Raw genomic sequence first — 24,789 nt, 5'->3', positions numbered from 1 at the left:
AACATGCGAATCGAACTTGATGAAATCCGCAAAAAACATCCTCCAGCCCGAGAATCAGCCGTTGAAAACGGCCGTTTTGGTGCTTGATGAGAGCAACACACTGTCCTTCGCCGCAGCCGTCGACCCGATGCGCGCGGCCAATCGCCTGGCCGGACGCGGGGCGTTTGACTGGGATTATGTCACCGCCACCAGCGAACCTGCGATGCTGACCAGTGGCCTGTCGGTACCCGGCATTCCGCTGGCACGTCTGCAAAGCTGCGAACTGCTGATCGTGATTGCCGGCTTCCAGCTGGCCCGCCACGCCACCCCCAGCCTTCTGGCCGGGTTACGACGTCTCGCCGCAGGCGGTGCCACGATTGCGGGCATCGACGGTGGCCCCTGGCTGATGGCCGAGGCCGGTCTTCTGGACGGTCATCCCGCCACCACCCATTGGGAAGATCTGGACAATTTCGCCAACCGCTTCCCCGGTGTGCAGTGCCGCAATGACCGCTTTACGCTGTCTGATGGCCGTATGACCTCCGGCGGGGCCACCCCCGCTATTGAGATGATGCTGCATATTATCAGCAGCCGTCACGGTGGGGGCTTTGCTTCCCGTGTTGCCGGGCTGTTCCTCTATGATGGTCCCGCAGCCCCGACGCGCCCGCAAAGCCGCCTTGGCAATTCCAAACATTCCTCTCTCACAGCGCGTGCCAATGCGCTGATGGAAGCCGCGCTGGATGATCCCAAGCCGCTGAGTGAGATCGCTGATGAACTGGGCACCAGCACGCGCAGCCTGCAACAGCAGTTCCGCCTGCGCCTCAATACCACACCGCAGGACCACTATCTGCAGCTCCGTCTGGCCGAGGCCCGCCGCCTGGTCACCGACACCGATCTACCGATCATGGAGGTGGCGCTGGCAACTGGTTTTGCGTCACAATCCAGCTTTGCCCGGGCCTTCCGGCTCGCACATTCCACCAGTGCCCGCGAACTGCGCCAGCTGAGTATGACCTCTGCCGAAGGTCCGAAACTGGTGGCAGAAACACCAACATTGAAACCGGCACCGCTCAGCCAAAGGCAAAGCGGCCCGCTGCCGCGCTATTCAAGCGGATCATACTAAACCAGCTCAAAGACAGGCCGAAAATAGCGATTTCACAGCCTGCCAGAAACGCAAAACGGGCGGCCAATTGGCCGCCCGTTTTGTATTCCGCTCTATATCTCTCGCCAGCGTATTTTTACTCAGAGTACCGTCAATAGGGCATCGGATGGGCGCGGTGGACCACATCGATTTCGGCCAACACCTCCTCTGACAACGTCAGATCGCAACCGGCCAAGACATGCTCCAACTGCCCGATAGTGGTTGCACCAAAAATCGACGAGGCCATGAACGGCCGGGTGTGACACCACGACAGCGCCATATGCACCGGGTCCAACCCATGCCGGTTGGCAATATCCAGATAGGCCGCCACCGCAGGATAGACCCGCTCCGTATCGCGACCTCCCAGCTCGGGGTTTAGCGTCTTGCGTGATTTCTCTGGCAGCGCCCCACCCTGATATTTGCCCGTCAACAAACCTGTTGCCAACGGTGAAAATGACAACAACCCAACATCCTCAAACAGGCTCAGCTCCGCCAAATCCGTGTCATAGAGCCGGCACAGCAACGAATATTCATTCTGAATAGAGGCGACGCGCGGGCCACCCGTCTTCTCAGCCAATCGCAGCCACTGCGCAGTGCCCCAAGCGCTCTCGTTCGACAGGCCAAAGGCACGGATATTGCCTTTCTCCACCTGCGCTTTCAGCGCCTCCAGACACGCTTCCATATTCTCCAGAACTGCCGCCTGATCAGCGCCACTCGGATCATATTGCCAGTTCTTGCGGAACATATAGCTGCCCCGATTGGGCCAATGGAACTGATACAGATCGATGTAATCCGTCTGCAACCGCCGCAACGACCCTTCGATGGTGGGCGCGATGGTCTCGGCCGTAATCGCCGCACCGTCGCGTACAGCCTGCAACCCCTCACCCGAATGTTTGGTCGCCAACACATAGTCACCGCGCCGCCCGGTTTTAGCGTTCCAGCTGCCGATGATCGCCTCGCTATCGCCAATTGTCTCAACGCTGATCGGGTTCACCGGGTACATCTCGGCGGTATCAAGAAAGTTCACGCCCGCCGCCAGCGCCATATCAATCTGGGCGTGGGCTTCTGCCTCCCCGGTCTGAGTACCAAAAGTCATCGTGCCAAGGCACAGTTCAGACACCATCATGTCGGTGCGGCCTAACTGGTTCAGTTTCATCTCGCTCAGATCCTTCGTGTTGCAGTCTGCTGCAGACCCTAGCTTACCCTCAGACCAACGCAACCGAATGCGGCCCAGCATCGTGCGGCCCGGCAAACGATGGCGTTAACCTTTACCGCGGGGCCAGGACCTGAGGCCGCGTAAATATGGTATGTTTAAAATTCTAACAGTTCTGGCAAGGGAGTGGCCTATGACGATGTCTATCATCAACACCTCTAAAGAGCTGATTGGCGAAGCCGTGGTGGCAACCACATCGCTCGCACAAGCGGCAAACCTCCATGAGAGCGACGATAGTCTTTTTGTGGACCTGCGGCTCGTCCGCGAGGTCGAACGCACCGGCGTTATACCAGGCGCACTATCCTGCCCCCGCGGACTATTGGGGCTCTGGATTGCCCCCACAAGCCCCTATCACAATACTATATTTACCGAGAACAGAGCGTTTGTCTTTTACTGCGACAAGGGCTGGCGTTCCGCCCTGGGTGCCCGCACGGCAATCGAGATGGGATTGCAACGTGTGTCAATCCTAGATGGTGGATTTAACGCATGGGCCTCGGCAGGCGGAGCCTCCATTCCCCACAAGTGGTAAATACCACAAGAGAACCGGGTATCGACGCTTGTAACCGGCAATAAAACTCTGCAGCCTGTGCCTCCAACAGCACCGGAGAGCTGAGCATGCCACAAACCATCACCAAAGGTGTCAAAACCCTCATTGACGAGGCCAACGCCGTCGTCGACACGATGCCGATTGAAACGGCTAAATCTGCTGTAAAAGACGACGCCTACGTCTTCATCGATCTGCGCGACATTCGAGAATTACAGGCCAGCGGAATGATACCCGGTGCGTTCTCCTGCCCGCGGGGGATGCTGGAATTCTGGGTCGACCCGGACAGCCCCTACCACAAGCCGGTGTTCAATCAGGACAAAACCTATGTGTTCTATTGCGCCAGCGCCTGGCGTTCGGCCCTCGCGGCCAAAGCCGCTATGGAGATGGGCCTGTCCCCAGTAATGCATCTGGAAGGCGGGTTTACGGCCTGGAGCAAATCCGGCGGCGACGTCGCCCAACGCGACGACTGATCCATCCCAGAAACACGGCGCGGCAGATTTGCCGCGTCTGACACAATACGACACCCGACTTGGGAAAATGTCGGAAACACCCGTGCATTCCCGGCCCGCAACGGCGATGACTGTTCACTATGCGGATGATGATTTCCTTTGCGGCGCTGTTTCTCTCGGTGATCCTGTTGCAGCTTTCGACCGGCGGCGTCGGCCCGCTGGATGCGATCTCCGGCATTACACTTGGGTTTGACAAGGAACAGATTGGCTTTCTCGGCTCCGCGCATTTCGTTGGCTTTTTCCTTGGCTGTTGGTGGGCGCCACGCCTGATGGGCAATGTCGGACACAGCCGTGCATTCGCAGTCTGTACAGCACTTGGCGCGATGGGGTTAATCGGCCATACCCTGACCGAGGATCCCTTGGCCTGGGCCGCCATGCGCATCGCATCCGGCCTTTGCGTTGCGGGCTGTTACACCGTGATCGAAGCCTGGCTCAATGCCAAGGTCACCAATGAGACCCGTGGCCGCGCCATGGGCACATACCGAATTGTGGATCTCTCGGCCTCTCTAGTCGCCCAACTCCTGATCGCAGTTCTTCCTCCGGCCGCTTATGTCTCCTATAATCTCCTGGCGATCCTCTGCTGTGCAGCCCTGCTGCCGCTTACGATGACCAAGGTCAGCCAGCCTGAAATTCCCAAGGCCCCCCGCCTGCGCCCAAAACTGGCCTGGGCCTGTTCCCCGCTGGCCGTTGCTGGCGTGATCGTAGCAGCTCTCAGCTCAGCGTCATTTCGTATGGTCGGTCCGATCTATGGTCAGGAGGTCGGGCTCGAGGTTGGACAGATCGCCTTCTTCCTCGCCACATTTGTTCTGGGCGGCGCGCTTGCACAATATCCGCTGGGCTGGCTGGCCGATAAATACGATCGGCGCTGGGTGCTGATCTGGCTGTCGGTGGTGGCGATCCTGTCTTGCGGTATCACCATGGTTGCCAGCGGCATGGGCACTTTGGCGGTTATGGCCTCTGCCGCCTTCTTCGGCTTTACCACGATGCCGATATTTTCGGTCTCTGCCGCTCACGCCAATGATTTTGCAACCTCACAGCAACGGGTTGAGCTGTCCGCAGCTCTGATGTTCTTCTACGCCCTCGGCGCTATCGCGTCGCCGCTGATCTCCTCGGCGCTGATCGAAAGCTACGGCCCCGGCGCACTCTTTGCCTTCGTCGCTGTTGGTCATGTCGGGCTGATCATCTTTGGCCTTGCCCGTATGCGCGCCCGTCCCGCCCCAGAGGATCGCACCCGCTACGTTTATGCGCCACGTACATCCTTCACCATTGGACGTCTTCTGAAGCGCGCCCGCGAACGCCGATAAACCCACTGTCGCGCCGTCCAGAGCAGGGAAAATAGCTGCAATGCGCTCAGCGGGGTTTCCGCCGGCAGCGCCATGCGCTAGACGGGCCAGCAGAGCTTTAGTTGGATGGATGATATGGCGCGCTTTCTCATTACCTCGGCGATCCCCTATATCAACGGGATCAAGCATCTGGGCAATCTGGTCGGCAGCCAGCTGCCCGCGGATCTCTATGCCCGCTACCAGCGGGCGCGCGGCCATGAGGTGATGTTCCTCTGCGCCACCGACGAACACGGCACCCCCGCCGAACTGGCCGCCGCCAAGGCAGGCAAGCCGGTGGCCGATTACTGCGCCGAGATGCACGACGTTCAGGCCGGTATCGCCAAGGGCTTTGGCCTGAGCTTTGATCACTTCGGTCGCTCCTCCAGCCCGCAGAACCACGCTTTGACCCAGCATTTCGCCGGCAAGCTGGCCGAACAGGGTCTGATCCGCGAAGTCACTGAAAAACAGGTCTACTCCCACGCTGATGGGCGCTTCCTGCCTGACCGCTATATCGAGGGCACCTGCCCTAACTGTGGTTACGAAAAGGCCCGTGGCGATCAGTGCGAAGAATGCACCAAACAGCTGGACCCCACAGATCTGATCAACCCGCGCTCGGCGATTTCCGGCTCCACAGATCTGGAGGTCCGCGAGACGAAGCACCTCTATCTCTGCCAGTCCCAGCTGAAAGACCAGCTGGATGCCTGGATCGACAGCAAATCCGACTGGCCCGTTCTCACCACCTCCATCGCCAAGAAATGGCTGCATGATGGAGACGGATTGCAGGACCGGGGCATCACACGTGATCTTGACTGGGGTATCCCGGTCAAAAAGGGCGATCAGGACTGGCCCGGCATGGAAGGCAAAGTCTTCTATGTTTGGTTCGACGCCCCCATCGAATATATCGCCGCGTCCCGCGAATGGGCCGATGCCAATGGCAAGGGCGACGCCGACTGGCAGCGCTGGTGGCGCACCGACATGGGTGCGGAGGATGTGAAATACGTCCAATTCATGGGCAAGGATAATGTCCCTTTCCACACGCTCTCCTTCCCGGCCACGATTCTGGGGTCTGGCGAGCCGTGGAAAATGGTCGACCACCTCAAGAGCTTCAACTACCTGAACTATGACGGCGGTCAGTTCTCGACCAGCCAGGGCCGAGGCGTCTTTATGGATCAGGCATTGGAGCTCCTGCCCGCTGATTACTGGCGCTGGTGGCTACTAAGCCATGCTCCTGAAAGCAGCGATTCTGAATTCACCTGGGAGAACTTCCAGCAATCTGTGAACAAGGATCTGGCCGATGTACTGGGCAATTTCGTCAGCCGCATCACCAAATTCTGTCGCTCCAAATACAGCGAAGCCGTGCCTGTAGGTAACGAGTACGGCGAGGCTGAGCAGGCCCTGATCGATGAGCTGAGCACCCGCGTCAGAACATATGAGGGCCATATGGCCGCCATGGACGTTCGCAAATCCGCTCAGGAGTTGCGGGCAATCTGGGTTGCAGGCAATGAATACCTGCAGTCTGTCGCCCCGTGGTCAGTGTTCAAAACCGACCCTGATCAGGCCGCAGCACAGGTGCGCCTTGGTCTGAACTTGATCCGGCTCTATGCGGTGCTCTCGGCGCCGTTCATTCCCGACGCGACCGAGCGTCTGCTAGCAGCTCTCAATACCGATGACCGCAGCTGGCCCGACGATGTCGCCGCTGCGCTCAGTGCGCTGCCAGTCGGCCACATCTTCTCGGTGCCTGATGTCCTCTTTGCCAAGATCACCGACGAGCAGCGTGAAGAGTGGCAAGAGCGTTTCTCCGGCACCCGCGAGAGCTAATCTGCACCTTCCTTACCGCTGCAACACAGCAAATAAGGCCGCCCCACTCCATTGGGCGGCCTTTTGAGTATGGCCGTGCTGCACCGCAGAATCACCATCGCCCACTGCCCGACACGCGCTATACTTGGCCGCGTAAGTTGCATTCTAAGCAGCAAAATCCCAGCCGCGTACCGGAACACCGGTCCTTCAGCGCATATGCAGTTGGATTTTTGACGGTTTTTCGATTGGGTAAATTGGATAATCGCACAATAAATTAATCTGACTAAAAAAGTCAGGTTGACGATTCCGATCAAATCAGTCAGGTTCAAAACAGTTCAGCCAACCTGTGATTGTGCAGCCAGCCCAACTGATCGCAAACCAACTGAGATCGTCTAGTGTCTTACCTTCTTCAATTCTTTTCATTGCGCCATCGCCCCGCAGAGGGCACGCGCGCACCGGTCACCCTGCATGCCTATGGCCTGCCGCGCGGAGACCAGGGGTTTTGCTTGGAGTGGTATCTGGATCGGTCGGAAAACAGAAACGGGTGACCCTGATGAACCAGATGAATTTTGAGCACGCCGCCACCACAACAACTGCGGCTACCGAAGTATTTCCGACCTACCATGCCGAGGAATTGGCACGGGGCGGAAACCAGGCCCGCATCCTGCTGAATGGCCAGATCTATAGCTTGCGGATCACCCGCGCCGGAAAGTTGATTCTGACAAAATGATCTCCGACAGCACATCCGCCGCTTCTGCGGCACCACGGGGCGGGGCCACTGTTGGCCTGCTGACAGACTTGCCCGCCCTGGAAGCCACCGCCGTACGCCACCTGCGCCATTGGTTCAGCGGTGCAGAAACCCGGATTGCTCTGCAGCACGAGCTGCAAACATCGCTTGGTCCGGTTCTTGGTCGTCAGGCCTATGAGAATTTTGGCCGCCTGTGCAATTTCTGCGTCTCCGAAGGCCGCCGTCCACTGGTACGCCACGGAATGACCTGCACCTGCCTTGGTGCTGATGAGAATTGTTTTGCCAATCTCGTCGCTGCGGCCGCGCACGGCGAATACGAAGACGCCACTCTCTTTGCCGCGCTCATTGTTCAGCCTGCGAAAGCTCAGCGTGCTGCGGTTCTGGCTGCAAAAATTGGCATGGTGCTCGACAAAATGGGCGAGCAGCAAACAAGCCCCGCCGCGCATCCGCCAGCGCATATGCCGCTTTCGGCAACACTTCACTGACGGTCTCGCGCCGCCGCCAACAAACCTTCAACACAACCCCTTTCACGACACCTCAAGGACCAATCAAATGACATCGCATTTTCTCGCAGGCACCGCTATTGCAGCGCTCGCCACAGTTGCGGCTCCCGCTATTGCGGCAGACAAGGCTGAGGTGCTGACAACCTACGCAAATATTGCGCAAGCCAAATATCAGGACAGCCTGAAAACAGCCAAAACCCTGCAGACCGCAGTTGACTCGTTGATCGCCGAACCCTCAGCCGAGGCGCTTGAAGCCGCCCGCAAGGCCTGGCTCGCCGCTCGCGTTCCCTACCAGCAGTCCGAAGTGTTCCGTTTTGGCAATGCCATCGTCGATGATTGGGAAGGCAAAGTGAACGCTTGGCCTCTGGACGAAGGTCTGATTGACTATGTCGACGCCAGCTACGGTGGTCCAACCGACGAAAACACGTTCGCAGCGTTGAACATTGTCGCCAACCCAAGCTTCGAGCTGTCCGGTAAATCCATCGACGCAAGCGCCATCACACCAGAGCTGCTGGAAAGCACTCTGCACGAAGCAGACGGCGTCGAGGCGAATGTTGCAACCGGCTATCACGCGGTTGAATTCCTTCTCTGGGGCCAGGATCTGAATGGCACCGACCACGGCGCCGGCAACCGCGTCTGGACCGATTACGCCGCAGCAGAAGATTGCACAAACGGCAACTGCGACCGTCGGGGCCAGTACCTGAAAGCCGCGACCGATCTGCTGATCGCCGATCTGGAGTGGATGGCCGCGCAATGGGGCAACGAAGGCGAGGCGCGCAGCACTCTTCTGGCCGATGAAAACGCAGGCATCACCGCCATGCTGACCGGTATGGGCTCCCTCTCCTATGGGGAAACCGCGGGCGAGCGGATGCGTCTTGGCCTGATGCTGAACGATCCAGAGGAAGAGCATGATTGCTTCTCCGATAACACCCACAACAGCCACTACTACGATGGTCTGGGCGTACAAAACGTCTATCTGGGCGAATACATCCGCTCCGATGGCAGCATGGTCTCCGGTGCGTCGCTCTCTGATCTGGTTCAGGAAATCGACCCCGCACTGGACAGTGAAATGCGTGGCAAGCTCTCTACGACCATGCGCGCATTGGGTCAGATCAAGACCGCAGCCGAGGCCGGGTTTTCTTACGACCAGATGCTGGAACAGGGCAACAAAGCCGGTGAAGCGCTGGTCATGGGCGGCGTAAACGGTCTGGTGGATCAGACACGCTCCATCGAACGCGTCGTAACCGCGCTAGATCTGGACGGGGTCGCCATCGAGGGATCTGACTCCCTCGACAACCCCACGGCTGTCTTCCAGTAAAACAATCCATCGCTGCACGAGCGGCGGAAGACATGGCAGGGGCGGCGTATCACGCGGCCCCTGCCATTGTCGTTCTGAACGCCCCCATAAAAAGGTCGGATTGACCTCCCGGACAATATGTCCAACCAGCAAGAGTTGATGCCGGGCGCAGTTCCTCCTATCCAAGGCCAGGAGGCCCAGCGCCCCGCCCAAGAAAAGTGGTCCTACCTGCATGCGAGTATTCCCGTCGCCCCGCCGCCTGCACCCATTCCGCATGTCGATAGGCCTTTGCCTCATCACGGTGGTTGCATCACTCATGGCACCGCAATACCTGGCCGCACAGACACCACCGATACCGCCATCGTTGACCGGGAGCACATTGGGTCATTCCACACTCAATACGCCTGATATCGAGCCCTTATATGCGAACCTCGGTGATCCCCATCTGGCCACCCTGCCCCGAACGCATCAAGAACTGGACCGCATTCGTCGCGTTACGCGCCCGGCCACTGCATTCGACCAGCCAGAACCGTTCGAGGCGCTCCCAGCAGGCGCCGCCACCGTGCGCGCCCGGCTGGATGACGAGGCGTTTTCACAGCACAGCAAGACCCTCAGCTTTGAGGAAGAGTTGGAATTCAAACTCGGCAATGGCCTGTTCAAGAAGATCTGGGTCTTCTCCCCGGCGTCCACCCTTGCCTCCGACGGGTTGGGACCGCTCTATAATGCCCGCTCCTGCCAGCGCTGCCACCTAAAAGACGGGCGCGGTCATGTGCCTGAAGGCCCTGATTACACCTCGACCACCATGTTCTTGCGGGTTTCGATTCCCGGCCCGGTGCCAGATCAGATGCAGGCAATCACCGATTACATCGGTACCGCACCCGAGCCGACCTATGGCGGGCAGATGCAGGACTTCTCGGCCCCCGGCATCGCGCCCGAATACCGCCTCGGCGTCGCCTATTCGCAAGAGGTTATCCCCCTCGCCGGGGGTGAAACTGCGACCTTGCAACGCCCGACCTACAGCGCCGATGATCTGGGTTATGGCCCGCTGCACGAGGACGCCATGCTGTCTCCCCGCGTCGCCCCCACAATGATCGGTCTTGGCCTGCTGGAGGCGATCCCCGCAGCGGATATTCTGGCGCAAGCGGATGAGGCCGACAGCGATGGCGATGGCATCTCCGGTCGCCCCAATCTGGTCTGGTCCAAGGAGCAGGATCAGGTGATACTGGGTCGGTTTGGCTACAAGGCCGGCCAGCCCACGGTGCATGAACAATCCGCGGCCGCCTTTCTCGGTGATATCGGCATTTCCACACCGCTGTTCCCAAGCCATTCCGGGGATTGCACCTCTGCCCAGATCGACTGCCGCACAGCCCCCCATGGTGGTGGCGATGTGCGAGAGACCGAGATCGACCAGCCCAATATGGATCTCGTGACATTCTACAGCCGCAACCTCGGCGTGCCTGCCCGCCGCACACCGGATGACCCGGCTGTGCTGCGGGGCAAGGCGCAGTTCTATGGTGCAGGCTGCACCGGCTGTCACACACCCAAGTTCGTCACCAATCGACTTGAGGCGCAGCCCGCACAAAGCTTTCAGCTGATCTGGCCCTATAGCGACCTTCTGCTGCATGACATGGGCGAAGGTCTGGCTGATAATCGCCCCGAGGCGCGCGCGACAGGGCGCGAATGGCGCACTGCACCGCTTTGGGGCATCGGATTGGTACAACACGTGAACCCACGTGCGGGTTATCTCCATGATGGCCGCGCCCGCACCCTGCTTGAGGCCATCCTCTGGCACGGCGGCGAAGCCCAATCCGCCCGCGACACGGTAGTCAGCCTTGCACCAAAAGACCGCGCCGATCTGATCCGTTTCCTGGAGTCGCTCTGATGTTGAAAATACCCTCCCTGCCAGCTGTCCGCCTGTTGCCAGCTATCCCCGCGACCCTCGCCATTGCTCTGACCTTCAGCACATGGCACCCACGGACAGGGAATGCTCAGACGGGGAATGCTCAGGCCGGGATCGTGCAGAGTGATCCAGAGACCGTCGCCGCACCCGCTATGCCGCCTGTCGCACTGGCCAGCGATCAGCAAGTGGAATGGATCCTGACCAACCACATTCTTCCCGGCTTTGACGGGCTCGCAGAGACCAGCGCCGAACTGGCCAAGACCGGCTCCAGCCATTGCTCTCCAGATGATCCCGCTCTGCGCAAGGCGTTCGGCCTCGCATTTGATGCCTGGGTCACTGTCAGCCACCTGCGCTTTGGCCCGACCGAGACTGAAAACCGCGCCTTTGCCCTCGCCTTCTGGCCCGACAGCCGGAACAAGATCCCCGGAGCCCTACGCCGCGCCATCACCGAAACCAACCGCGCCAGCCTTAGCAACCCCGACACATTCGCCAGCCAATCGATTGCCCTGCGCGGCTTTTATGCGCTGGAGTATCTGCTGTTTGATGACGCAATCCAATCCGACGTCAGCCCAGATCAACACAGTACTGATCAACACAGTGCAGACCGACACTGTGCGTTGGTTACCGCAATCGCCACCGATATCGCGCGCACCACCGCGTCAATCCGCGACGATTGGCACAGAAGCTATGCAACCACACTGCGGACCCCCGGACCGGACAACCGCTATCAGTCCAGCGCCGAAGTGCGCCAGGAATTGTTCAAGTCCCTCACCACCGGATTCCAGGTGTTAAGCGACATGCGACTGGGTCGCCCGCTGGGGCAGTTCGACTCCCCGCGTCCAAAACGTGCAGAGGCCCGCCGTTCCGGTCGCAGCCTGCGCCACATCGTACTGAACCTTACCTCGATGGAGCCGCTCGCCCTCGCGCTTGCCGCAGGTGATGCAATCCTCTCTCAGGACATCGAGGATGGTTTTGCCAAAACGCTGAACCGCGCCATGGTACTTGACGACCCGTCGCTGGCTGGCGTCGCGGATCCGGCCCGGCGCTTTCGCATTGAGTCGCTGCAACAGGATGTAAACGACCTGCGCGACCTCATCACCACAGAGCTTGGCCCAACCCTTGGCGTCACGGCCGGTTTCAATTCCCTAGACGGAGACTAAGCACATGGCAGGCCCCTCCCGTCGCGGTTTTCTGGCAGGTCTGTTGGCCGCAGGCATGGCGCCGCAGGCCAGCTGGGCTGATCTTGACCACCCCGACTACCTCTCTGCGGGCAAAGCGACGGATGGTCGCTTTCTCCTCGCTGGGCTGGATCGCAACGGCACTATCCTGTTCCGCCATCCGCTACCTGCTCGCGGCCATGCCGCAACCGCGCACCCGACCCGCCCCGAGGCCGTTGCCTTTGCCCGCCGCCCCGGCCAATTCGCTGATGTGATCGACTGCCGCAATGGCACCGAGCTGGCCCGGCTAACCCCTCCCAAGGGCTATCATTTCTATGGCCATGGCACATTCTCGCCGGACGGCGCGCAGCTCTTCACCACCGAAAACGACTATGAAAACGGCGCTGGCCGCATCGGCATCTGGGATACCAACGATGGCTACCGTCGTATCCACGATGTGTCATCCGGCGGTATCGGCCCCCATGACATCCGACTACGCCTACCCGGCACCGGTCCCGCTGGTCTTGTGGTCGCCAATGGCGGCATTCAGACACATCCGGACAGCGGCCGGGCCAAGCTGAACCTGGCGACCATGCAACCCAACCTCAGTTATCTTGGCCTGGATGGCACAGTACAGGATCAGCTGGTCCTTGATCCCGAGTTGCGCCCGAACTCGATTCGCCATCTCGCGCTCCGTATCGATGGCACCGTTGGGTTCGCGATGCAGTGGCAAGGGGACACTGGCGCAGATCTGCCTATCATCGGATTACATAGCCCCGGCCTCCGGTCCCGATTGATGGGCGAAGAGGATCCACGCATACGCAATCTAAACGGCTATGGCGGTTCGGTTGCGTTCTCCCGTGACGGTAGGCAAATCGCGGTTACCTCACCACGCGGCGGCGTCATTCAAATCGCCGATTGCGCCACAGGTACCCTACTACAGGAAACCCGGCTTTCCGATGTCTGCGGACTGGCCAGCGACCAAAGCGGTTTTATCGTCACAACCGGCAAGGGCCTGATCGCCCGACTGTCTTCTGAAGATGGCGAACCCGCGACCATCTCCCGTTCTGATCTTGCATGGGACAACCATCTGGTCCCAATCGGCTGACATACGCCACCCCAAGGAAAGTAAAACGAAAGTAAAACGAAAATAATCCGTGACTTCTCGCAGACGCAGTCCTAGATAGGCTTGCGAAAGGATCTCTCATGGATGCAGCAGACCGACAGGCGGCAATTTTGGACCTGCTCACCCGGCAAAATCGGGTCGAGGTCGAAGACCTAGCGCAGCGCTTTGGCGTCTCGTTGCAAACCGTTCGAACCGACCTGCGCGATCTCTCAGCTCGCGGCGCACTCTCCCGCGTCCACGGTGGTGCGGTGCGCAGCAGCAGTGGGGCCAGCCGCGACTACGCCGAACGGCGCAAGCTGAACGCCCCCGGCAAACGCGCCATGGCGGCGCTGGCAGCAGATCTGATCCCAGACAACTGCGCCATCACACTCAATATCGGAACATCAACTGAGCAGGTCGCACGCGCCCTTTCTGGCCATCGTGGCCTGACCGTAATTTCAAATAATATCAACATTATCAATATGATGATGAATGACGAGAGCAAAGAACTGGTCCTTGTTGGCGGCGCAATCCGGCAAAGCGACGGCGCGATCGTCGGTGAAGACGCCCTAGAGTTCATTGCCCGCTACAAGGTGGATATTGCCATCATCGGCGCTTCCGCCATGGATGCGGACGGCGCTATCCTTGACCATGATCCACGCGAAGTCTCTGTCGCCCGCGCGATTCTGAAGAATGCTCGCAAACGGGTTCTGGTCTGTGATGGCAGCAAGTTTGACCGCACCGCCCCTGTGCGCATCTGTGACATTGCTGATCTAGACGTGGTGATCACCGACCGCCCTGTTCCAACCGAATTTTCTCACGCAGCAGCGGCTGCAGAGACGCAAATCCTCTGGGTTGGCGAAAACGAAAGCAGCGAAAATGCCGAACACAAACATGCCTGACACACAAAACGCCAACACCGATATCACCGATCTCTTTATCATTGGTGGCGGCATCAATGGCTGCGGCATTGCCCGTGATGCGGCCGGGCGCGGACTCTCCGTAGCGCTGGCCGAGATGGACGATCTAGCCTCAGCCACTTCCTCGGCCTCCACGAAACTGTTCCACGGCGGACTGCGCTATCTTGAATACTTCGAATTTCGTCTGGTCCGCGAGGCCCTGATCGAACGCGAAGTCCTGCTGAAAGCAATGCCACATATCTCATGGCCAATGCGGTTTGTGCTCCCTTTCCACCAGGACATGCGGTTCGACAATACCACGCCAACCTCCAAGCTGCTGACCACTCTCATGCCTTGGATGAAAGGTCGCCGCCCGGCCTGGCTGATCCGTCTGGGCCTGTTCATGTACGACAGCCTCGGCAAGCGCGGTATCCTGCCCGGCACCTCCAAATTGGATCTGGGAACCGATGCCGCAGGGCGTCCGCTTAACCCCAAATTCAAAACCGCCTTTGAATACTCCGATTGCTGGATCGAAGACGCCCGCCTCGTCGTGCTGAACGCCCGCGATGCCGAGGCACGTGGCGCAAAGATCATGACTCGGACCAAGGTCACCGGGGCTACCCGCGGCGATGACCACTGGGTGATCACCCTTGAGAACACCCGCACCGGAGAAACCAGCGAACGCAGGGCAAAGATGGTGGTCAATGCTGGTGGCCCCTGGGTCGCAGATATCCTGCGCCAAAAACTGGGCCAGAACAGTCGCGAAAGCGTGCGCCTTGTGCGCGGCAGCCATATCGTGGTGCCCAAACTCTATGACCATGGGCGCTGCTACTTCTTTCAGGGTACTGATGGACGTATTATCTTCGCCATCCCCTATGAGGAAGACTACACCCTGATCGGCACCACCGACGCTGATCATCCGGATCCGCAAACGGCCCCGACCTGCACACCCGAGGAACAGGACTATCTGGTCAATTTCGCATCGCAGTATTTCGCCAACCCGCTTAACCGTGACGATATTGTCTGGACCTACTCCGGCGTGCGCCCGCTTTATGACGATGGTGCCAGCTCCGCCACCGCCGCCACCCGCGAATATGTGCTGACATTGGATGAGAGCGCCGCGCCGCTGCTGAACGTGTTTGGCGGCAAGATCACCACCTACCGCAAACTCGCTGAGGCCGCGATGGACAAGATCGGAACTGTTTTCGACGCGCTGCCGTCGAAATGGACCGCAGGCGTTGCCTTGCCCGGCGGTAAGTTTCCGGTGTCGGAGGTGGCAAAGCTCACGGCGAAGCTGGGGCAGGATTACCCCTTCATCAGCCCCTACGCGACCCGCCGCCTCATCCGTGCCTACGGGACAGAGGCCTGGGACGTGCTAGGCAATGCCTCATCCGCTGATGATCTTGGGCAGGCCTTTGGCGCAACCATCACAGCACGCGAACTGGACTGGACCATAGCACATGAATGGGTCCGCACTGGCGAGGATTACCTGCTGCGTCGCACCAAACTGGCCCTACGCCTGAATGAAGATGAGCGCGCCGCCGTCGATACCTATATCCGCGCCAACGCCGCAGATTACGTCGCCTAGAAAACGCAAAGGCGACACCCCGATTTCGTGTTGCGCACCTTAACCCGTCTGCAACACATCCAACCCATATGCGCCCGCCAGGTACGCAACGCCTACAAAAAGTATCAGCCCCTCTGCCCGAATGTTTCGTACGCGAAACAATTGGTCAGAAAGGCTGACGTTGCTTGGTGGGTTGACGTGATTGGAGAACAGCACGGGTAGCGCCGCCAAGGGTAAGTAACCGCGTGCATGAAGGCTAATAAACTCTCTACCCGGCTGGTTCAGGCTGCTGTGCTTTGGTCAACGCCTCTCGGATAGCCGCCCGCATCAGCGCACGCGTAGGTTCATCAAGAGATGTCAAATCTACTGTCAATTTGTCTCCATCCTCTACCTGAGGAATCTTTGACGTTTGCGTTTCCGAAACCTGAATTTTTTTAATGTGGTAAGGTATGATTTCACGCGCGATGCCCTTGAAGTGAGCGGCCTCCATTGGCTCTGCATCAATAATATCGCGGACATGGGCATAGGTTTCATAGCTGAGAACAATGCCGCCCGGTTCCGCTATGCTTTCCAATCGAGCAGCCAAGTTCGCCTCGGCACCTATAATCGTATAATCCATCCGCTCATCTGAGCCGAAGTTCCCAACGTTACAAAACCCGGTGTTGATACCCATCCGTGCCCTGAACGGATGCTCAAGTCCCTTTTCCTTCCAGGTTTCGCCAAGATCCGCCAAACGCTGCTGCATTTCCAGCGCCATTCGCACACAGGCGCGCGCGTCTTCGGTCGTGCCTTTTGTCTCTGGGTCACCAAAAAACGCGACAATTGCGTCGCCGATGAACTTGTCAATCGTCGCCCCATGGGCTTCGGCAATATGGGACATTTCAGTAAAGTATTCATTCAAAAGAGCGGTTAGCTCTTCCGGCTGCATACGTTCGGTTGTGGCTGTAAAGTCTTTGATATCAGAGAAGAAGACCGTCAGCTTTTTCCGCTCGGTCGAGATCGAAGCGTCTTTCTCTCCCGAAAAGATGGATTTGTAGACTTGCGGTGAAAGATACTTCGAAATCTTCAACGATATGCCAGCTAAAAACTCGTTGTTTGCCGTAAGCTCATCATTCATCCGGCTGAAACTGCCTGCAAGTTTGTACTGCATCGCGGCAAAGAAAAGCCCCATGGTTCCAGCGGCTGCAAAATACAGCAACAACCACTTAAATGACCAAAGGTTGAGGGCGACGGGCTGCCGAACAGTAACGGTTTGCAATGCACGAACGTCACCAACCTTCCAATCCGTCTTGGGGCTCTCGGCATGGGAATTATGACAACTGACGCACCCCCCTGCCATCACCACCGGCGTCATGAGGGTGATTTCGCGGTTCCACGCATTTCCGGTTGAGTTTACAACGAATTGGGCGCCCTGAGGCTCGGTGCGAAATTGGAGCAACGCATTGCGTTCAAATTCGCTGAGCTTGTGTGGCGGCCGGTTCGCGAATGTGAAATCTGAGACAAAACGATACTCGACATCTCCCTCGACCGCACCAATTTCCGCCCCTAGCTCAAGCGAAAGCGTAGCCGGGATTGGGATAGCCCCATTTACGTCTAGATAATTGTGTAACGCCTGCGTCTCAGCCTGCGAATTCACCACCCGCGACACCACATTCGTCGCATAATATGACCGTACTGATGTGATGATCCCATTCAGGCTGGTCGCCTGCCGACGTAGCGTCTCGTCCGACAGGTTGCGCAGATCGAGCCAGATAGTCAGAGGAAGACCGACGAGTGCAACTATTACTACGACGACCAACCAATATGGCCGCGCCAAAAGAAAACGCCCAAAATGGTCCATAAAATACCCTTGCTGCCGCATTTCTCTGCTGGAAACCCCAGTTATGCACGATCCCGTTTTGCGCATCTTACAAACATTCAAAGCAATGCTTCCAGGTTTTCTGCATTGCCGTTTTGAACGGCTACTACCTGCAAGCGCCGCTAGCAGAGGATGGATCTGTATCGCCCTGCTGCGCCCCTTCAAATAATCCCCCGCAAATTCTTGCGAGGGATTTTTATTTATCATTACCCCAGGTGATCAGAATTCCACGCCCTTCTGGGCTTTGATGCCGTCACGGAAAGGGTGTTTGATCTGACCCATCTCAGTGGCCAGATCGGCGATCTCGAGCAGCTCTTCTTTGGCGTTGCGGCCGGTCAGCACCACGTGGGTCATTGGTGGTTTTTCGGTTTCCAGAAACTCCACCACATCCGCGATGTCGATGTAGTCATAGCGCAGGGCGATGTTGATCTCATCCAGGAGCACCATGGTGTTGCGCTCGTCGCGGATCATTTCCTTGGCCTTTTCCCAGCCCTTTTGTGCTGCGGCAATATCGCGGGCCTTATCCTGGGTCTCCCAGGTAAAGCCTTCGCCCATTGCGTAAAACTGGCATAGCTCGCTGAAGTTTTCTTCGATCAGAGTGCGTTCTCCGGTCTGCCACGCACCTTTGATAAACTGCACAACGGCCGAGGGCATTTCATGGGCGATACAGCGCATAATCATGCCAAAGCCAGAGCTGGATTTGCCCTTGCCCGGCCCCGTGTGAACAATGATCAGCCCTTTTTCGCCGTCCTTGTTTTGCATCATGCGATCGCGGGCAGCTTTCTTCTTGGCCATCTTCGCCGCATGGCGTGCCGCTTCTGCTTCGGAAATGTCGGTATCGGGCTTATCGCTCATTGGGGCTCTCCTAGTGGTCCGCCCATGTCTTGACAAAGACAGGGGCAATGGCGCAAGGGGGTTTTGTTGGTTCCTGCCATTTGGCAGGCGAAGAGGGAATGTGACAGTTGGGCCATTTGGGCCCGATCAAGCGCAGCCGCCCCCGCGACCGTGACCGGAGAGGTCTCCGATGCCACTGAGGAAACTCGGGAAGGCAGGATGACCGTCAGAGCTGATTGCTCTGGCATCCGCAAGCCGGGAGACCTGCCAACAGTAAGAAACGCAACGGGCGGACGGGGTGTTCCGCGACCGGCTGGGATACCTGCGCTTCTTTGCGCTCCCGCTGGCACGCAGCCCCCATCGCTGAAACCAAGTGAAGGGCGCTCATGGACGAGGTAACTTTGACGATCTGCACCACCTGCCGTCGCGGCGAGGTGACCGACCCGGAGGCCCCCCGCCCCGGCGCACGTATGCTCTCTGCCTTGCAGGAGGCCGACCTGCCCGAAGGGGTTGCCGTACGCGGGATCGAATGCCTGTCCGCCTGCACACGTGGCTGTTCCATGGTTCTCAGCGGCGGTGATGCGCGCTGGAGCTATATCTACGGCGACCTCGACCCGGATGAGCATGTACCCGACATCCTGTCAGGCGCGGCTGCCTATGCTGCCACCACGGATGGTCTGGTGCCCTGGCGCGAACGCCCGGTCGTGTTCCGCAAACAGTCCATTGCCCGCATTCCGCCCGCACCTGTCACGGCCCCTGCAGAGGCTCCGGCCCCCAAAATTTTCCTCTCCCCCTCTTCGTCCAAGGACTAAGCACATGAGCGACCTGAATAAAATCCCAGTCACCGTCATCACCGGCTTTCTTGGTGCGGGCAAAACTACGCTGATCCGGCATCTGATGCAGAACCCGCAAGGCAAACGTCTGGCCGTGCTTGTCAACGAATTCGGCACCGCGGGGGTGGATGGCGAGATTCTGAAATCCTGTGCTGATGAAAACTGCCCGGAAAACAACATTGTCGAGCTGGCCAACGGCTGTATCTGCTGCACTGTCGCGGATGATTTCATTCCCACGATCGAAGCATTGATGGCTCTGCCCGAGCAGCCCGAACACATCCTGATTGAAACCTCAGGTCTGGCGCTGCCCAAACCGTTGCTGAAGGCCTTTGACTGGCCTGCGATCCGCTCCCGCATCACTGTGGATGGCGTCATAGCGCTGGCTGATGCTGAAGCTGTCGCCAAGGGCCAATTTGCCCCCGATCTGGACGCCGTTGCGGCCCAGCGCGAAGCCGATGAGAGCCTGGATCACGAAACACCTCTGTCCGAGGTGTTTGAGGATCAGATCTCCTGCGCAGATATCATCCTGTTGTCTAAAGCCGATCTGGCTGGTGAGGCTGGCATCGAGAAAGCCCGCACCGTGATCGAGGCCGAGACACCGCGCAAACTGCCGATCCTGCCGATGAGCGAAGGCGTGATTGATCCGCGTGTGATTCTGGGTCTGGCGGCCGCTGCAGAAGATGATCTGGATGCCCGCCCCAGCCATCACGATGGCCATCATGATCACGAGCATGACGATTTCGAAAGCATTGTAGTCGAAATGGGCGAAGTCTCTGACCCGCAAGCGTTGCAAGATGCTATTGTGAAACTCGCCCGTGACCGCAATATCCTGCGCGTCAAAGGCTATGTTGCCGTCGAAGGAAAACCAATGCGGATGCTGGTACAGGCCGTGGGCGAGCGCCTGCGCGCGCAATATGACAAACCCTGGGGTGATGCGCCGCGTCGCACCCAGCTGGTGGTCATTGCCGAACATGACGACATCAACGCCGAGGCCATCCGCGCCGAGCTGGGCGCGTAAGCAATGTGCCAAGGCGAAACCTCAAGTGTTTCGCCCGGCAGAAATGCCGGGCAGCGCCCCTCCCCCATCTGGGTAGGACGGGCGCTGCCTTTCGCTCTTCTTGTCAAAAGGGCCTGATCTATGCATGTCGTCTTCCGCGAAAGCCACGGACTTGATGAGAGTGATACCCCACAGGATCTCGGGCAGACGCCCGGCGATCTGGTGGTGTTGTCGTTCTCTGACAGTGACCTTGGGGCCTTTGCGGCGGGCTGGCATCGTGGCAAGGATCGGCTTCCAAGCCTGCGCCTCGCAAATCTGATCGCGCTAAAACACCCGCTCTCAGTCGATGTTTATGCCGAGCAAACACTGGAGGGCGCCAAGGGCGTCCTTGTTCGTCTCATTGGTGGCGAAAGCTATTGGTCCTATGGGCTTGCGACGCTGCAGGATCTGGCACGGCGCAAGGGAATTGCACTGGCAGTCCTGCCCGCAGATGGGCGCGAAGACGCACGTCTCGACGAACTATCGACCCTACCTGTATCCACCCTGCGCCGTCTCCAGCACCTCTGTGACACTGGTGGCGCGGTAGCTGCACAGGCTGCACTGGCCCAGTTATCCCTCGCCGCAGGCCTCTATGCCGGGCCGGTGGTCGGCCTGAAATCCGTGCCACAATATGGATATTACGACCCGGCTGCAGGTGTGCTTTCCGATTTGCCTGCGCGAGACAAACCGCTGGTTCTGGTCAGCTTTTACCGCTCTTACCTGACCGCGGCCGATACCGCGCCCGTAGATGCGCTGATCGCTGAGTTGCGCACGCGGGGCTATGCCGCGCACGGAGTCTTTGCCTCAAGTCTGAAAGCACCGGAAGCCGCGAAATGGCTACGCAGCTCTCTACCCGCCCTGGCCCCCTCTGCCATCATCAACGCAACAGCGTTTTCCGCACAAGGTATGGACGGCAGCGCCTCACCACTGTCGACAACAGGCTGCCCAGTGTTTCAGGTCGCATTGTCGACAGCACGCCGCAAGGACTGGGCGGAAGCTGATCGCGGATTGTCGCCCGCTGATCTTGCGATGCATGTCGTCCTTCCCGAGGTGGACGGGCGCATCTTTGCTGGGTTGATCAGTTTCAAGGCCCCCGGCAAGAAGGACCCCGACCTTCAGTATTCCCGATTCGCCCATCGTGCCGATATTGGCCGCGTCCAAGCTGCCGTAGACCGTGTCGAGGGCTGGCTGCGCCTGTCACGGTTGCCCAATGCCGACAAGAACCTGGCGCTGGTACTGTCCACTTATCCCGGACGCGATCATAATCTGGCCCATGCCGTAGGGCTCGATGCACTGGCGTCCTGCGATGAGATCTTACGCGAGCTGTGGGATCAGGGCTATGTGGTAGAGCCGCTCGAAAGCACCGGTTTAAGGCTGATGGATGAAACGCTGAGTTTCCCTTTGGAAGACTACAAGGCCGCGCTTGCCACCTTGCCGCAGGACCTGCAGAACACCCTGGCAGAAGCTTGGGGCCGCCCGGAAGATGATGTCGATTGTCGCGATGGGGCCTTTCACTTCAAAGCGTTACGGGCATGCAAAGCACTGATTGCGCTGCAACCGGAACGTGGTGAAGTCAAAACCCGTGTTGATGACTATCACGATCTGGACCGAACTCCGCGTCACGCCTATGTCGCCTTCTACCTATGGCTGCGCCCTCAGTCAGACGCCATTGTCCATATCGGTGCCCACGGTACGCTGGAATGGCTTCCCGGCAAATCCGTAGCGCTCTCTGCTGCGTGCTGGCCAGAGGTGCTCACCGGACCGCAGCCCGTGGCCTATCCCTTTATTGTAAACGACCCCGGTGAGGCCGCGCAGGCCAAACGACGCATTGGAGCCGTCACGCTGGGCCATCTGCCGCCACCCATGGCACAGACCAACCTTCCCGAGGGCATGGCCCGGCTGGAAAGCCTGCTCGATGAATACTCCACTGCCGATGGTCTGGACCCTGCGCGCCGCGACCGGCTGGTTGACAGCATCCGGCAAGAGGCCCAGGGCACCGGCGTCGAATCCGATCTGGGTCTTACGCCTGACAGCTGTGCTGCCGAGGCGATCACACGCATCGACGCCTTTGTCTGCGACATCAAGGAAAGCCAGTACGGCGAAGGGCTTCATATCTTTGGCACCGGCCAATGCGGCACAGAGGAACGCGCAGGGTTGATTGCGGCCCTGAACGGCCAGATGGTCTCTCCCGGCCCATCAGGATCGCCGTTTCGTGGTCGCGCCGATGTGATGCCCACGGGACGCAACCTCTTTACTACGGACCCCCGCGCGGTGCCTTCGCGCGCGGCGCAGGCACAAGGTGTCAAACTGGCGGAAGAGCTGTTGCGCCGCCACCTTCAGGACCACGGCGACTGGCCACGCGGATTGGTAATTGATCTTTGGGGGTCCGCCACGATGCGCACGGCCGGCGAGGAATTTGCCATGGCCCTGCATCTTGCGGGCCTTGCTCCCAAATGGGACGAAGGCTCCGAGCGTGTTTCCGGCTTTGAGGTGTTGCCTCTTTCGATGCTGAACCGCCCCCGTATCGACGTAACGCTCCGTGTCTCGGGCCTGTTCAGAGACGTCTTTCCAGGTCTGGCACAGATGTTCGAGGCTGCAGCAGGGGCTCTTGCATTGCGGGAAGAAAGCCAGACCGACAACCCATACCTGGCACGAACCCCGCGCGTCTTTGGACCTAAGCCCGGCCAATACGGCCTGTCGATGACCCCCCATCTGGATGACTACACCGAAGAGGCGCGGTTGGCTGCAGGCGAGGCCTGGCTCAGCGCCTCCTCCCATGCCATTGATGCAAAAGGAGAGATCCATGAGGCGCGTGACGCGCTTGAGGGCCGCCTGCAGACCGCGGATAGTTTTGTGCACCTGCAGGACCTGCCCGAAACCGATCTGTTGATCGCGTCAGATTATGCGGCCCATGAGGCCGGTTTTGCCGCCGCGATGGCGCGCATTGGCCAAGAGGCACCAGCGCTCTATCACATGGATGCGACGCGGCCGGACACACCAAAGGCGCGGTCGCTGGGTGAAGAGATCGCCCGCGTGACCCGCGCCCGTGCGGCAAACCCCGATTGGGCCACCTCGATGATGAACCACGGGTTTCGTGGTGCCGCCGAGGTCGCAGCGACGCTGGATCATATGGCAGCGTTTGCGCATCTGGCACAAGTGGTGCCGCCGCATCTGTTTGATCTCTATTTCGAGGCCACGCTGGGACGCGATGATCTGGTGGACTTTATGCAGCGCGAAAACCCGGAAGCCCTGCGGGCGATGCGTGATCGCTTTCACGCGCTACTGGATGCGGGCCTATGGAGCACGCGCCGCAATTCCATCATGGCAGAGCTGGAGGGCGCAGTGTGATCGCCCCGGCCGACAGGACCGACCCAAAAGTCTTTGGCTGGTGCCCCGGCGCACTACGTCCAATGATGTCCGGCGACGGGCTGGTGGTGCGCATCCGTGCACCGTTGGGGCGTTTGACGCAGGATCAGGCCCGCGGTCTGGCGCAACTATCACAGCGCTGCGGGTCCGGGGTGATCGACATTTCGGCCCGCGCCAATCTGCAGCTGCGCGGCATCCGCGAAGACGCCTATGAAGCACTGATCGCAGGCCTGCGTGATCTGGAGTTGGTCGATACTGACCCGACCGCTGAGGCCCGTCGCAATATCACGCTGACACCGTTCTGGCAGTCGGGTGATGACAGCCACCGGATCGCCAAAGATCTGACAACCGCCCTGACCAAAGCCACTGATCTGGCTCTGCCCGGCAAATTCGGCGTTGCCATTGATTGCGGTCCTGCCCCCGTTCTATGCCAAACAGCCGCCGATATTCGCATTGAACGCACAGCAGATGGGCTCCTGCTGCGCGCAGATGGTGCAACGCGCGGCATGCTAGTCAGCGCCGACAACGCCGCAACAGAGACACTGGCGCTTGCACGCTGGTTTCTTGACCAAGACGGCGCACCTGCGGGACGCGGCAGAATGCGTCAGCTGATTGAGCGTCGCGGCCCGCCCTCGGCACATGTCGCGTCCGGCGGCACCGCTGCGCAATACGCCCAACGCCCGACGCCTGGCCCAGTATCCAGCCTCATTCCAAGCCTCGAAGGTGGCGCACTGCTGATAGCGCTGGAATTTGGGCAGATGCCCGCAAGTAGTCTGGCCGAGCTGGCCGATCACGGCGCGCTGCGTCTGACACCCTGGCGGATGCTTCTTGTGGAAGGGGTAACATCAGTTCCAGCCTTGCCCGGCCTGATCCCGGATGCAACAGATTCCCGCCTGCGGGTCAGTGCCTGCACCGGAGCACCCGGTTGCCAGCAGGCGCGCGCGATCACGCGCGATCTGGCGCGCGATCTGGCGGCCGCCGTTCCTGTCGGCAAGCACTTGCATGTTTCCGGCTGCACAAAGGGCTGTGCGCACCCACATCCCGCCGATCTGGTGCTTACAGCAACAGACCACGACCGATTTGACCTTATCCATGATGGCACCGCCGCCGATCACCCGCTAAACACCTCCCTGAGTGCCCGCACCCTGCGGGCCACTCCCGACCTAATGACAGAGGGCAGCTGA

Annotated in this window: 20 protein-coding genes and 1 riboswitch; of the genes, 17 read left to right on the top strand and 3 right to left on the bottom strand. The window is 59.4% G+C overall.

Annotated features, from left to right (window positions below; all coding sequences use genetic code 11):
• The first annotated feature begins 19 nt into the window (after window positions 1-19).
• Window positions 20-1,096 (top strand): GlxA family transcriptional regulator, encoded by a 1,077-nt coding sequence (locus tag ACEWZM_RS14370; protein ID WP_414007088.1) that lies wholly within the window; start codon window positions 20-22, stop codon window positions 1,094-1,096.
• Window positions 1,097-1,226: 130 nt separating this feature from the next.
• Here ACEWZM_RS14370 and ACEWZM_RS14365 read toward each other — a convergent pair whose 3' ends face one another.
• Complete coding sequence (locus ACEWZM_RS14365; protein ID WP_414007087.1) at window positions 1,227-2,270, bottom strand: aldo/keto reductase; 1,044 nt, start codon at window positions 2,268-2,270, stop codon at window positions 1,227-1,229.
• Between the two features lie 190 nt (window positions 2,271-2,460).
• Here ACEWZM_RS14365 and ACEWZM_RS14360 point away from each other — a divergent pair, with 190 nt between their 5' ends.
• From ACEWZM_RS14360 to glpD, 12 genes are all read left to right on the top strand, one after another.
• Window positions 2,461-2,856: a rhodanese-like domain-containing protein gene (locus tag ACEWZM_RS14360; RefSeq protein ID WP_414007086.1), complete on the top strand. Its 396-nt coding sequence runs from the start codon at window positions 2,461-2,463 to the stop codon at window positions 2,854-2,856.
• Between the two features lie 86 nt (window positions 2,857-2,942).
• Window positions 2,943-3,344, top strand: a complete 402-nt coding sequence (locus tag ACEWZM_RS14355; protein ID WP_414007085.1) for a rhodanese-like domain-containing protein — start codon at window positions 2,943-2,945, stop codon at window positions 3,342-3,344.
• A 119-nt stretch (window positions 3,345-3,463) separates the two neighbouring features.
• Window positions 3,464-4,687 (top strand): MFS transporter, encoded by a 1,224-nt coding sequence (locus ACEWZM_RS14350; protein ID WP_414007084.1) that lies wholly within the window; start codon window positions 3,464-3,466, stop codon window positions 4,685-4,687.
• 114 nt (window positions 4,688-4,801) lie between these two features.
• On the top strand, window positions 4,802-6,523 hold the full coding sequence (gene metG / locus ACEWZM_RS14345) for a methionine--tRNA ligase (protein ID WP_414007083.1): 1,722 nt from the start codon (window positions 4,802-4,804) through the stop codon (window positions 6,521-6,523).
• 541 nt (window positions 6,524-7,064) lie between these two features.
• On the top strand, window positions 7,065-7,232 hold the full coding sequence (hemP, locus tag ACEWZM_RS14340; protein ID WP_414008043.1) for a hemin uptake protein HemP: 168 nt from the start codon (window positions 7,065-7,067) through the stop codon (window positions 7,230-7,232).
• Window positions 7,229-7,735, top strand: a complete 507-nt coding sequence (locus ACEWZM_RS14335; RefSeq protein ID WP_414007082.1) for a hypothetical protein — start codon at window positions 7,229-7,231, stop codon at window positions 7,733-7,735. Before hemP ends, ACEWZM_RS14335 begins: the two co-directional genes overlap by 4 nt.
• 67 nt (window positions 7,736-7,802) lie before the next feature.
• Entirely contained in the window at window positions 7,803-9,071 is a 1,269-nt protein-coding gene (locus ACEWZM_RS14330) for an imelysin family protein (RefSeq protein WP_414007081.1), read from the top strand.
• A 295-nt stretch (window positions 9,072-9,366) separates the two neighbouring features.
• Complete coding sequence (locus ACEWZM_RS14325; RefSeq protein ID WP_414007080.1) at window positions 9,367-10,932, top strand: di-heme oxidoreductase family protein; 1,566 nt, start codon at window positions 9,367-9,369, stop codon at window positions 10,930-10,932.
• Entirely contained in the window at window positions 10,932-12,110 is a 1,179-nt protein-coding gene (locus ACEWZM_RS14320; protein ID WP_414007079.1) for an imelysin family protein, read from the top strand. Before ACEWZM_RS14325 ends, ACEWZM_RS14320 begins: the two co-directional genes overlap by 1 nt.
• A 4-nt stretch (window positions 12,111-12,114) precedes the next feature.
• The gene (locus ACEWZM_RS14315; protein WP_414007078.1) at window positions 12,115-13,215 is read left to right on the top strand and encodes a DUF1513 domain-containing protein; all 1,101 of its coding nucleotides are present in this window, start codon (window positions 12,115-12,117) and stop codon (window positions 13,213-13,215) included.
• 98 nt (window positions 13,216-13,313) lie between these two features.
• Entirely contained in the window at window positions 13,314-14,114 is an 801-nt protein-coding gene (locus ACEWZM_RS14310) for a DeoR/GlpR family DNA-binding transcription regulator (RefSeq protein ID WP_414007077.1), read from the top strand.
• Entirely contained in the window at window positions 14,107-15,699 is a 1,593-nt protein-coding gene (gene glpD / locus ACEWZM_RS14305) for a glycerol-3-phosphate dehydrogenase (protein WP_414007076.1), read from the top strand. The genes ACEWZM_RS14310 and glpD overlap by 8 nt, the downstream gene beginning before the upstream one ends.
• A gap of 247 nt (window positions 15,700-15,946) precedes the next feature.
• On the opposite strand, the gene ACEWZM_RS14300 is transcribed toward glpD, so the two are convergent.
• Together ACEWZM_RS14300 and cobO are read right to left on the bottom strand one after the other, a co-directional pair.
• On the bottom strand, window positions 15,947-17,518 hold the full coding sequence (locus tag ACEWZM_RS14300; protein ID WP_414007075.1) for an adenylate/guanylate cyclase domain-containing protein: 1,572 nt from the start codon (window positions 17,516-17,518) through the stop codon (window positions 15,947-15,949).
• A gap of 237 nt (window positions 17,519-17,755) precedes the next feature.
• On the bottom strand, window positions 17,756-18,391 hold the full coding sequence (gene cobO, locus ACEWZM_RS14295; RefSeq protein ID WP_414007074.1) for a cob(I)yrinic acid a,c-diamide adenosyltransferase: 636 nt from the start codon (window positions 18,389-18,391) through the stop codon (window positions 17,756-17,758).
• A 50-nt stretch (window positions 18,392-18,441) separates the two neighbouring features.
• Window positions 18,442-18,656: riboswitch (cobalamin riboswitch) on the top strand.
• Between the two features lie 100 nt (window positions 18,657-18,756).
• Between cobO and ACEWZM_RS14290 the strand changes: the two genes are divergently transcribed.
• The 4 genes from ACEWZM_RS14290 (at window position 18,757) to cobG (ending at window position 24,789) form a co-directional block, all read left to right on the top strand.
• Window positions 18,757-19,182, top strand: coding sequence for a DUF1636 family protein (locus tag ACEWZM_RS14290; protein WP_414007073.1), 426 nt, complete (start codon window positions 18,757-18,759; stop codon window positions 19,180-19,182).
• A 4-nt stretch (window positions 19,183-19,186) separates the two neighbouring features.
• Window positions 19,187-20,221, top strand: coding sequence for a cobalamin biosynthesis protein CobW (gene cobW, locus ACEWZM_RS14285; protein ID WP_414007072.1), 1,035 nt, complete (start codon window positions 19,187-19,189; stop codon window positions 20,219-20,221).
• A 120-nt stretch (window positions 20,222-20,341) separates the two neighbouring features.
• Entirely contained in the window at window positions 20,342-23,587 is a 3,246-nt protein-coding gene (gene cobN, locus ACEWZM_RS14280) for a cobaltochelatase subunit CobN (RefSeq protein ID WP_414007071.1), read from the top strand.
• The gene (gene cobG / locus ACEWZM_RS14275) at window positions 23,584-24,789 is read left to right on the top strand and encodes a precorrin-3B synthase (protein ID WP_414007070.1); all 1,206 of its coding nucleotides are present in this window, start codon (window positions 23,584-23,586) and stop codon (window positions 24,787-24,789) included. Before cobN ends, cobG begins: the two co-directional genes overlap by 4 nt.

Source organism: Phaeobacter cretensis (genome assembly GCF_047372505.1).
Classification (GTDB): Bacteria; Pseudomonadota; Alphaproteobacteria; order Rhodobacterales; family Rhodobacteraceae; genus Phaeobacter; species Phaeobacter cretensis.
The sequence above is the reverse complement of the archived record's forward strand: the minus strand, read 5'-3'. Positions and strand labels throughout refer to the sequence as shown.

Bases quoted from the DNA above. Each gene is read 5' to 3' on its own strand.
- ACEWZM_RS14370 (WP_414007088.1), top strand. From the start codon at position 20: ATGAAATCCGCAAAAAACATCCTCCAGCCCGAGAATCAGCCGTTGAAA.
- ACEWZM_RS14365 (WP_414007087.1), bottom strand. From the start codon at position 2,270: ATGAAACTGAACCAGTTAGGCCGCACCGACATGATGGTGTCTGAACTG.
- ACEWZM_RS14360 (WP_414007086.1), top strand. From the start codon at position 2,461: ATGACGATGTCTATCATCAACACCTCTAAAGAGCTGATTGGCGAAGCC.
- ACEWZM_RS14355 (WP_414007085.1), top strand. From the start codon at position 2,943: ATGCCACAAACCATCACCAAAGGTGTCAAAACCCTCATTGACGAGGCC.
- ACEWZM_RS14350 (WP_414007084.1), top strand. From the start codon at position 3,464: ATGCGGATGATGATTTCCTTTGCGGCGCTGTTTCTCTCGGTGATCCTG.
- metG (WP_414007083.1), top strand. From the start codon at position 4,802: ATGGCGCGCTTTCTCATTACCTCGGCGATCCCCTATATCAACGGGATC.
- hemP (WP_414008043.1), top strand. From the start codon at position 7,065: ATGAATTTTGAGCACGCCGCCACCACAACAACTGCGGCTACCGAAGTA.
- ACEWZM_RS14335 (WP_414007082.1), top strand. From the start codon at position 7,229: ATGATCTCCGACAGCACATCCGCCGCTTCTGCGGCACCACGGGGCGGG.
- ACEWZM_RS14330 (WP_414007081.1), top strand. From the start codon at position 7,803: ATGACATCGCATTTTCTCGCAGGCACCGCTATTGCAGCGCTCGCCACA.
- ACEWZM_RS14325 (WP_414007080.1), top strand. From the start codon at position 9,367: ATGGCACCGCAATACCTGGCCGCACAGACACCACCGATACCGCCATCG.
- ACEWZM_RS14320 (WP_414007079.1), top strand. From the start codon at position 10,932: ATGTTGAAAATACCCTCCCTGCCAGCTGTCCGCCTGTTGCCAGCTATC.
- ACEWZM_RS14315 (WP_414007078.1), top strand. From the start codon at position 12,115: ATGGCAGGCCCCTCCCGTCGCGGTTTTCTGGCAGGTCTGTTGGCCGCA.
- ACEWZM_RS14310 (WP_414007077.1), top strand. From the start codon at position 13,314: ATGGATGCAGCAGACCGACAGGCGGCAATTTTGGACCTGCTCACCCGG.
- glpD (WP_414007076.1), top strand. From the start codon at position 14,107: ATGCCTGACACACAAAACGCCAACACCGATATCACCGATCTCTTTATC.
- ACEWZM_RS14300 (WP_414007075.1), bottom strand. From the start codon at position 17,518: ATGGACCATTTTGGGCGTTTTCTTTTGGCGCGGCCATATTGGTTGGTC.
- cobO (WP_414007074.1), bottom strand. From the start codon at position 18,391: ATGAGCGATAAGCCCGATACCGACATTTCCGAAGCAGAAGCGGCACGC.
- ACEWZM_RS14290 (WP_414007073.1), top strand. From the start codon at position 18,757: ATGGACGAGGTAACTTTGACGATCTGCACCACCTGCCGTCGCGGCGAG.
- cobW (WP_414007072.1), top strand. From the start codon at position 19,187: ATGAGCGACCTGAATAAAATCCCAGTCACCGTCATCACCGGCTTTCTT.
- cobN (WP_414007071.1), top strand. From the start codon at position 20,342: ATGCATGTCGTCTTCCGCGAAAGCCACGGACTTGATGAGAGTGATACC.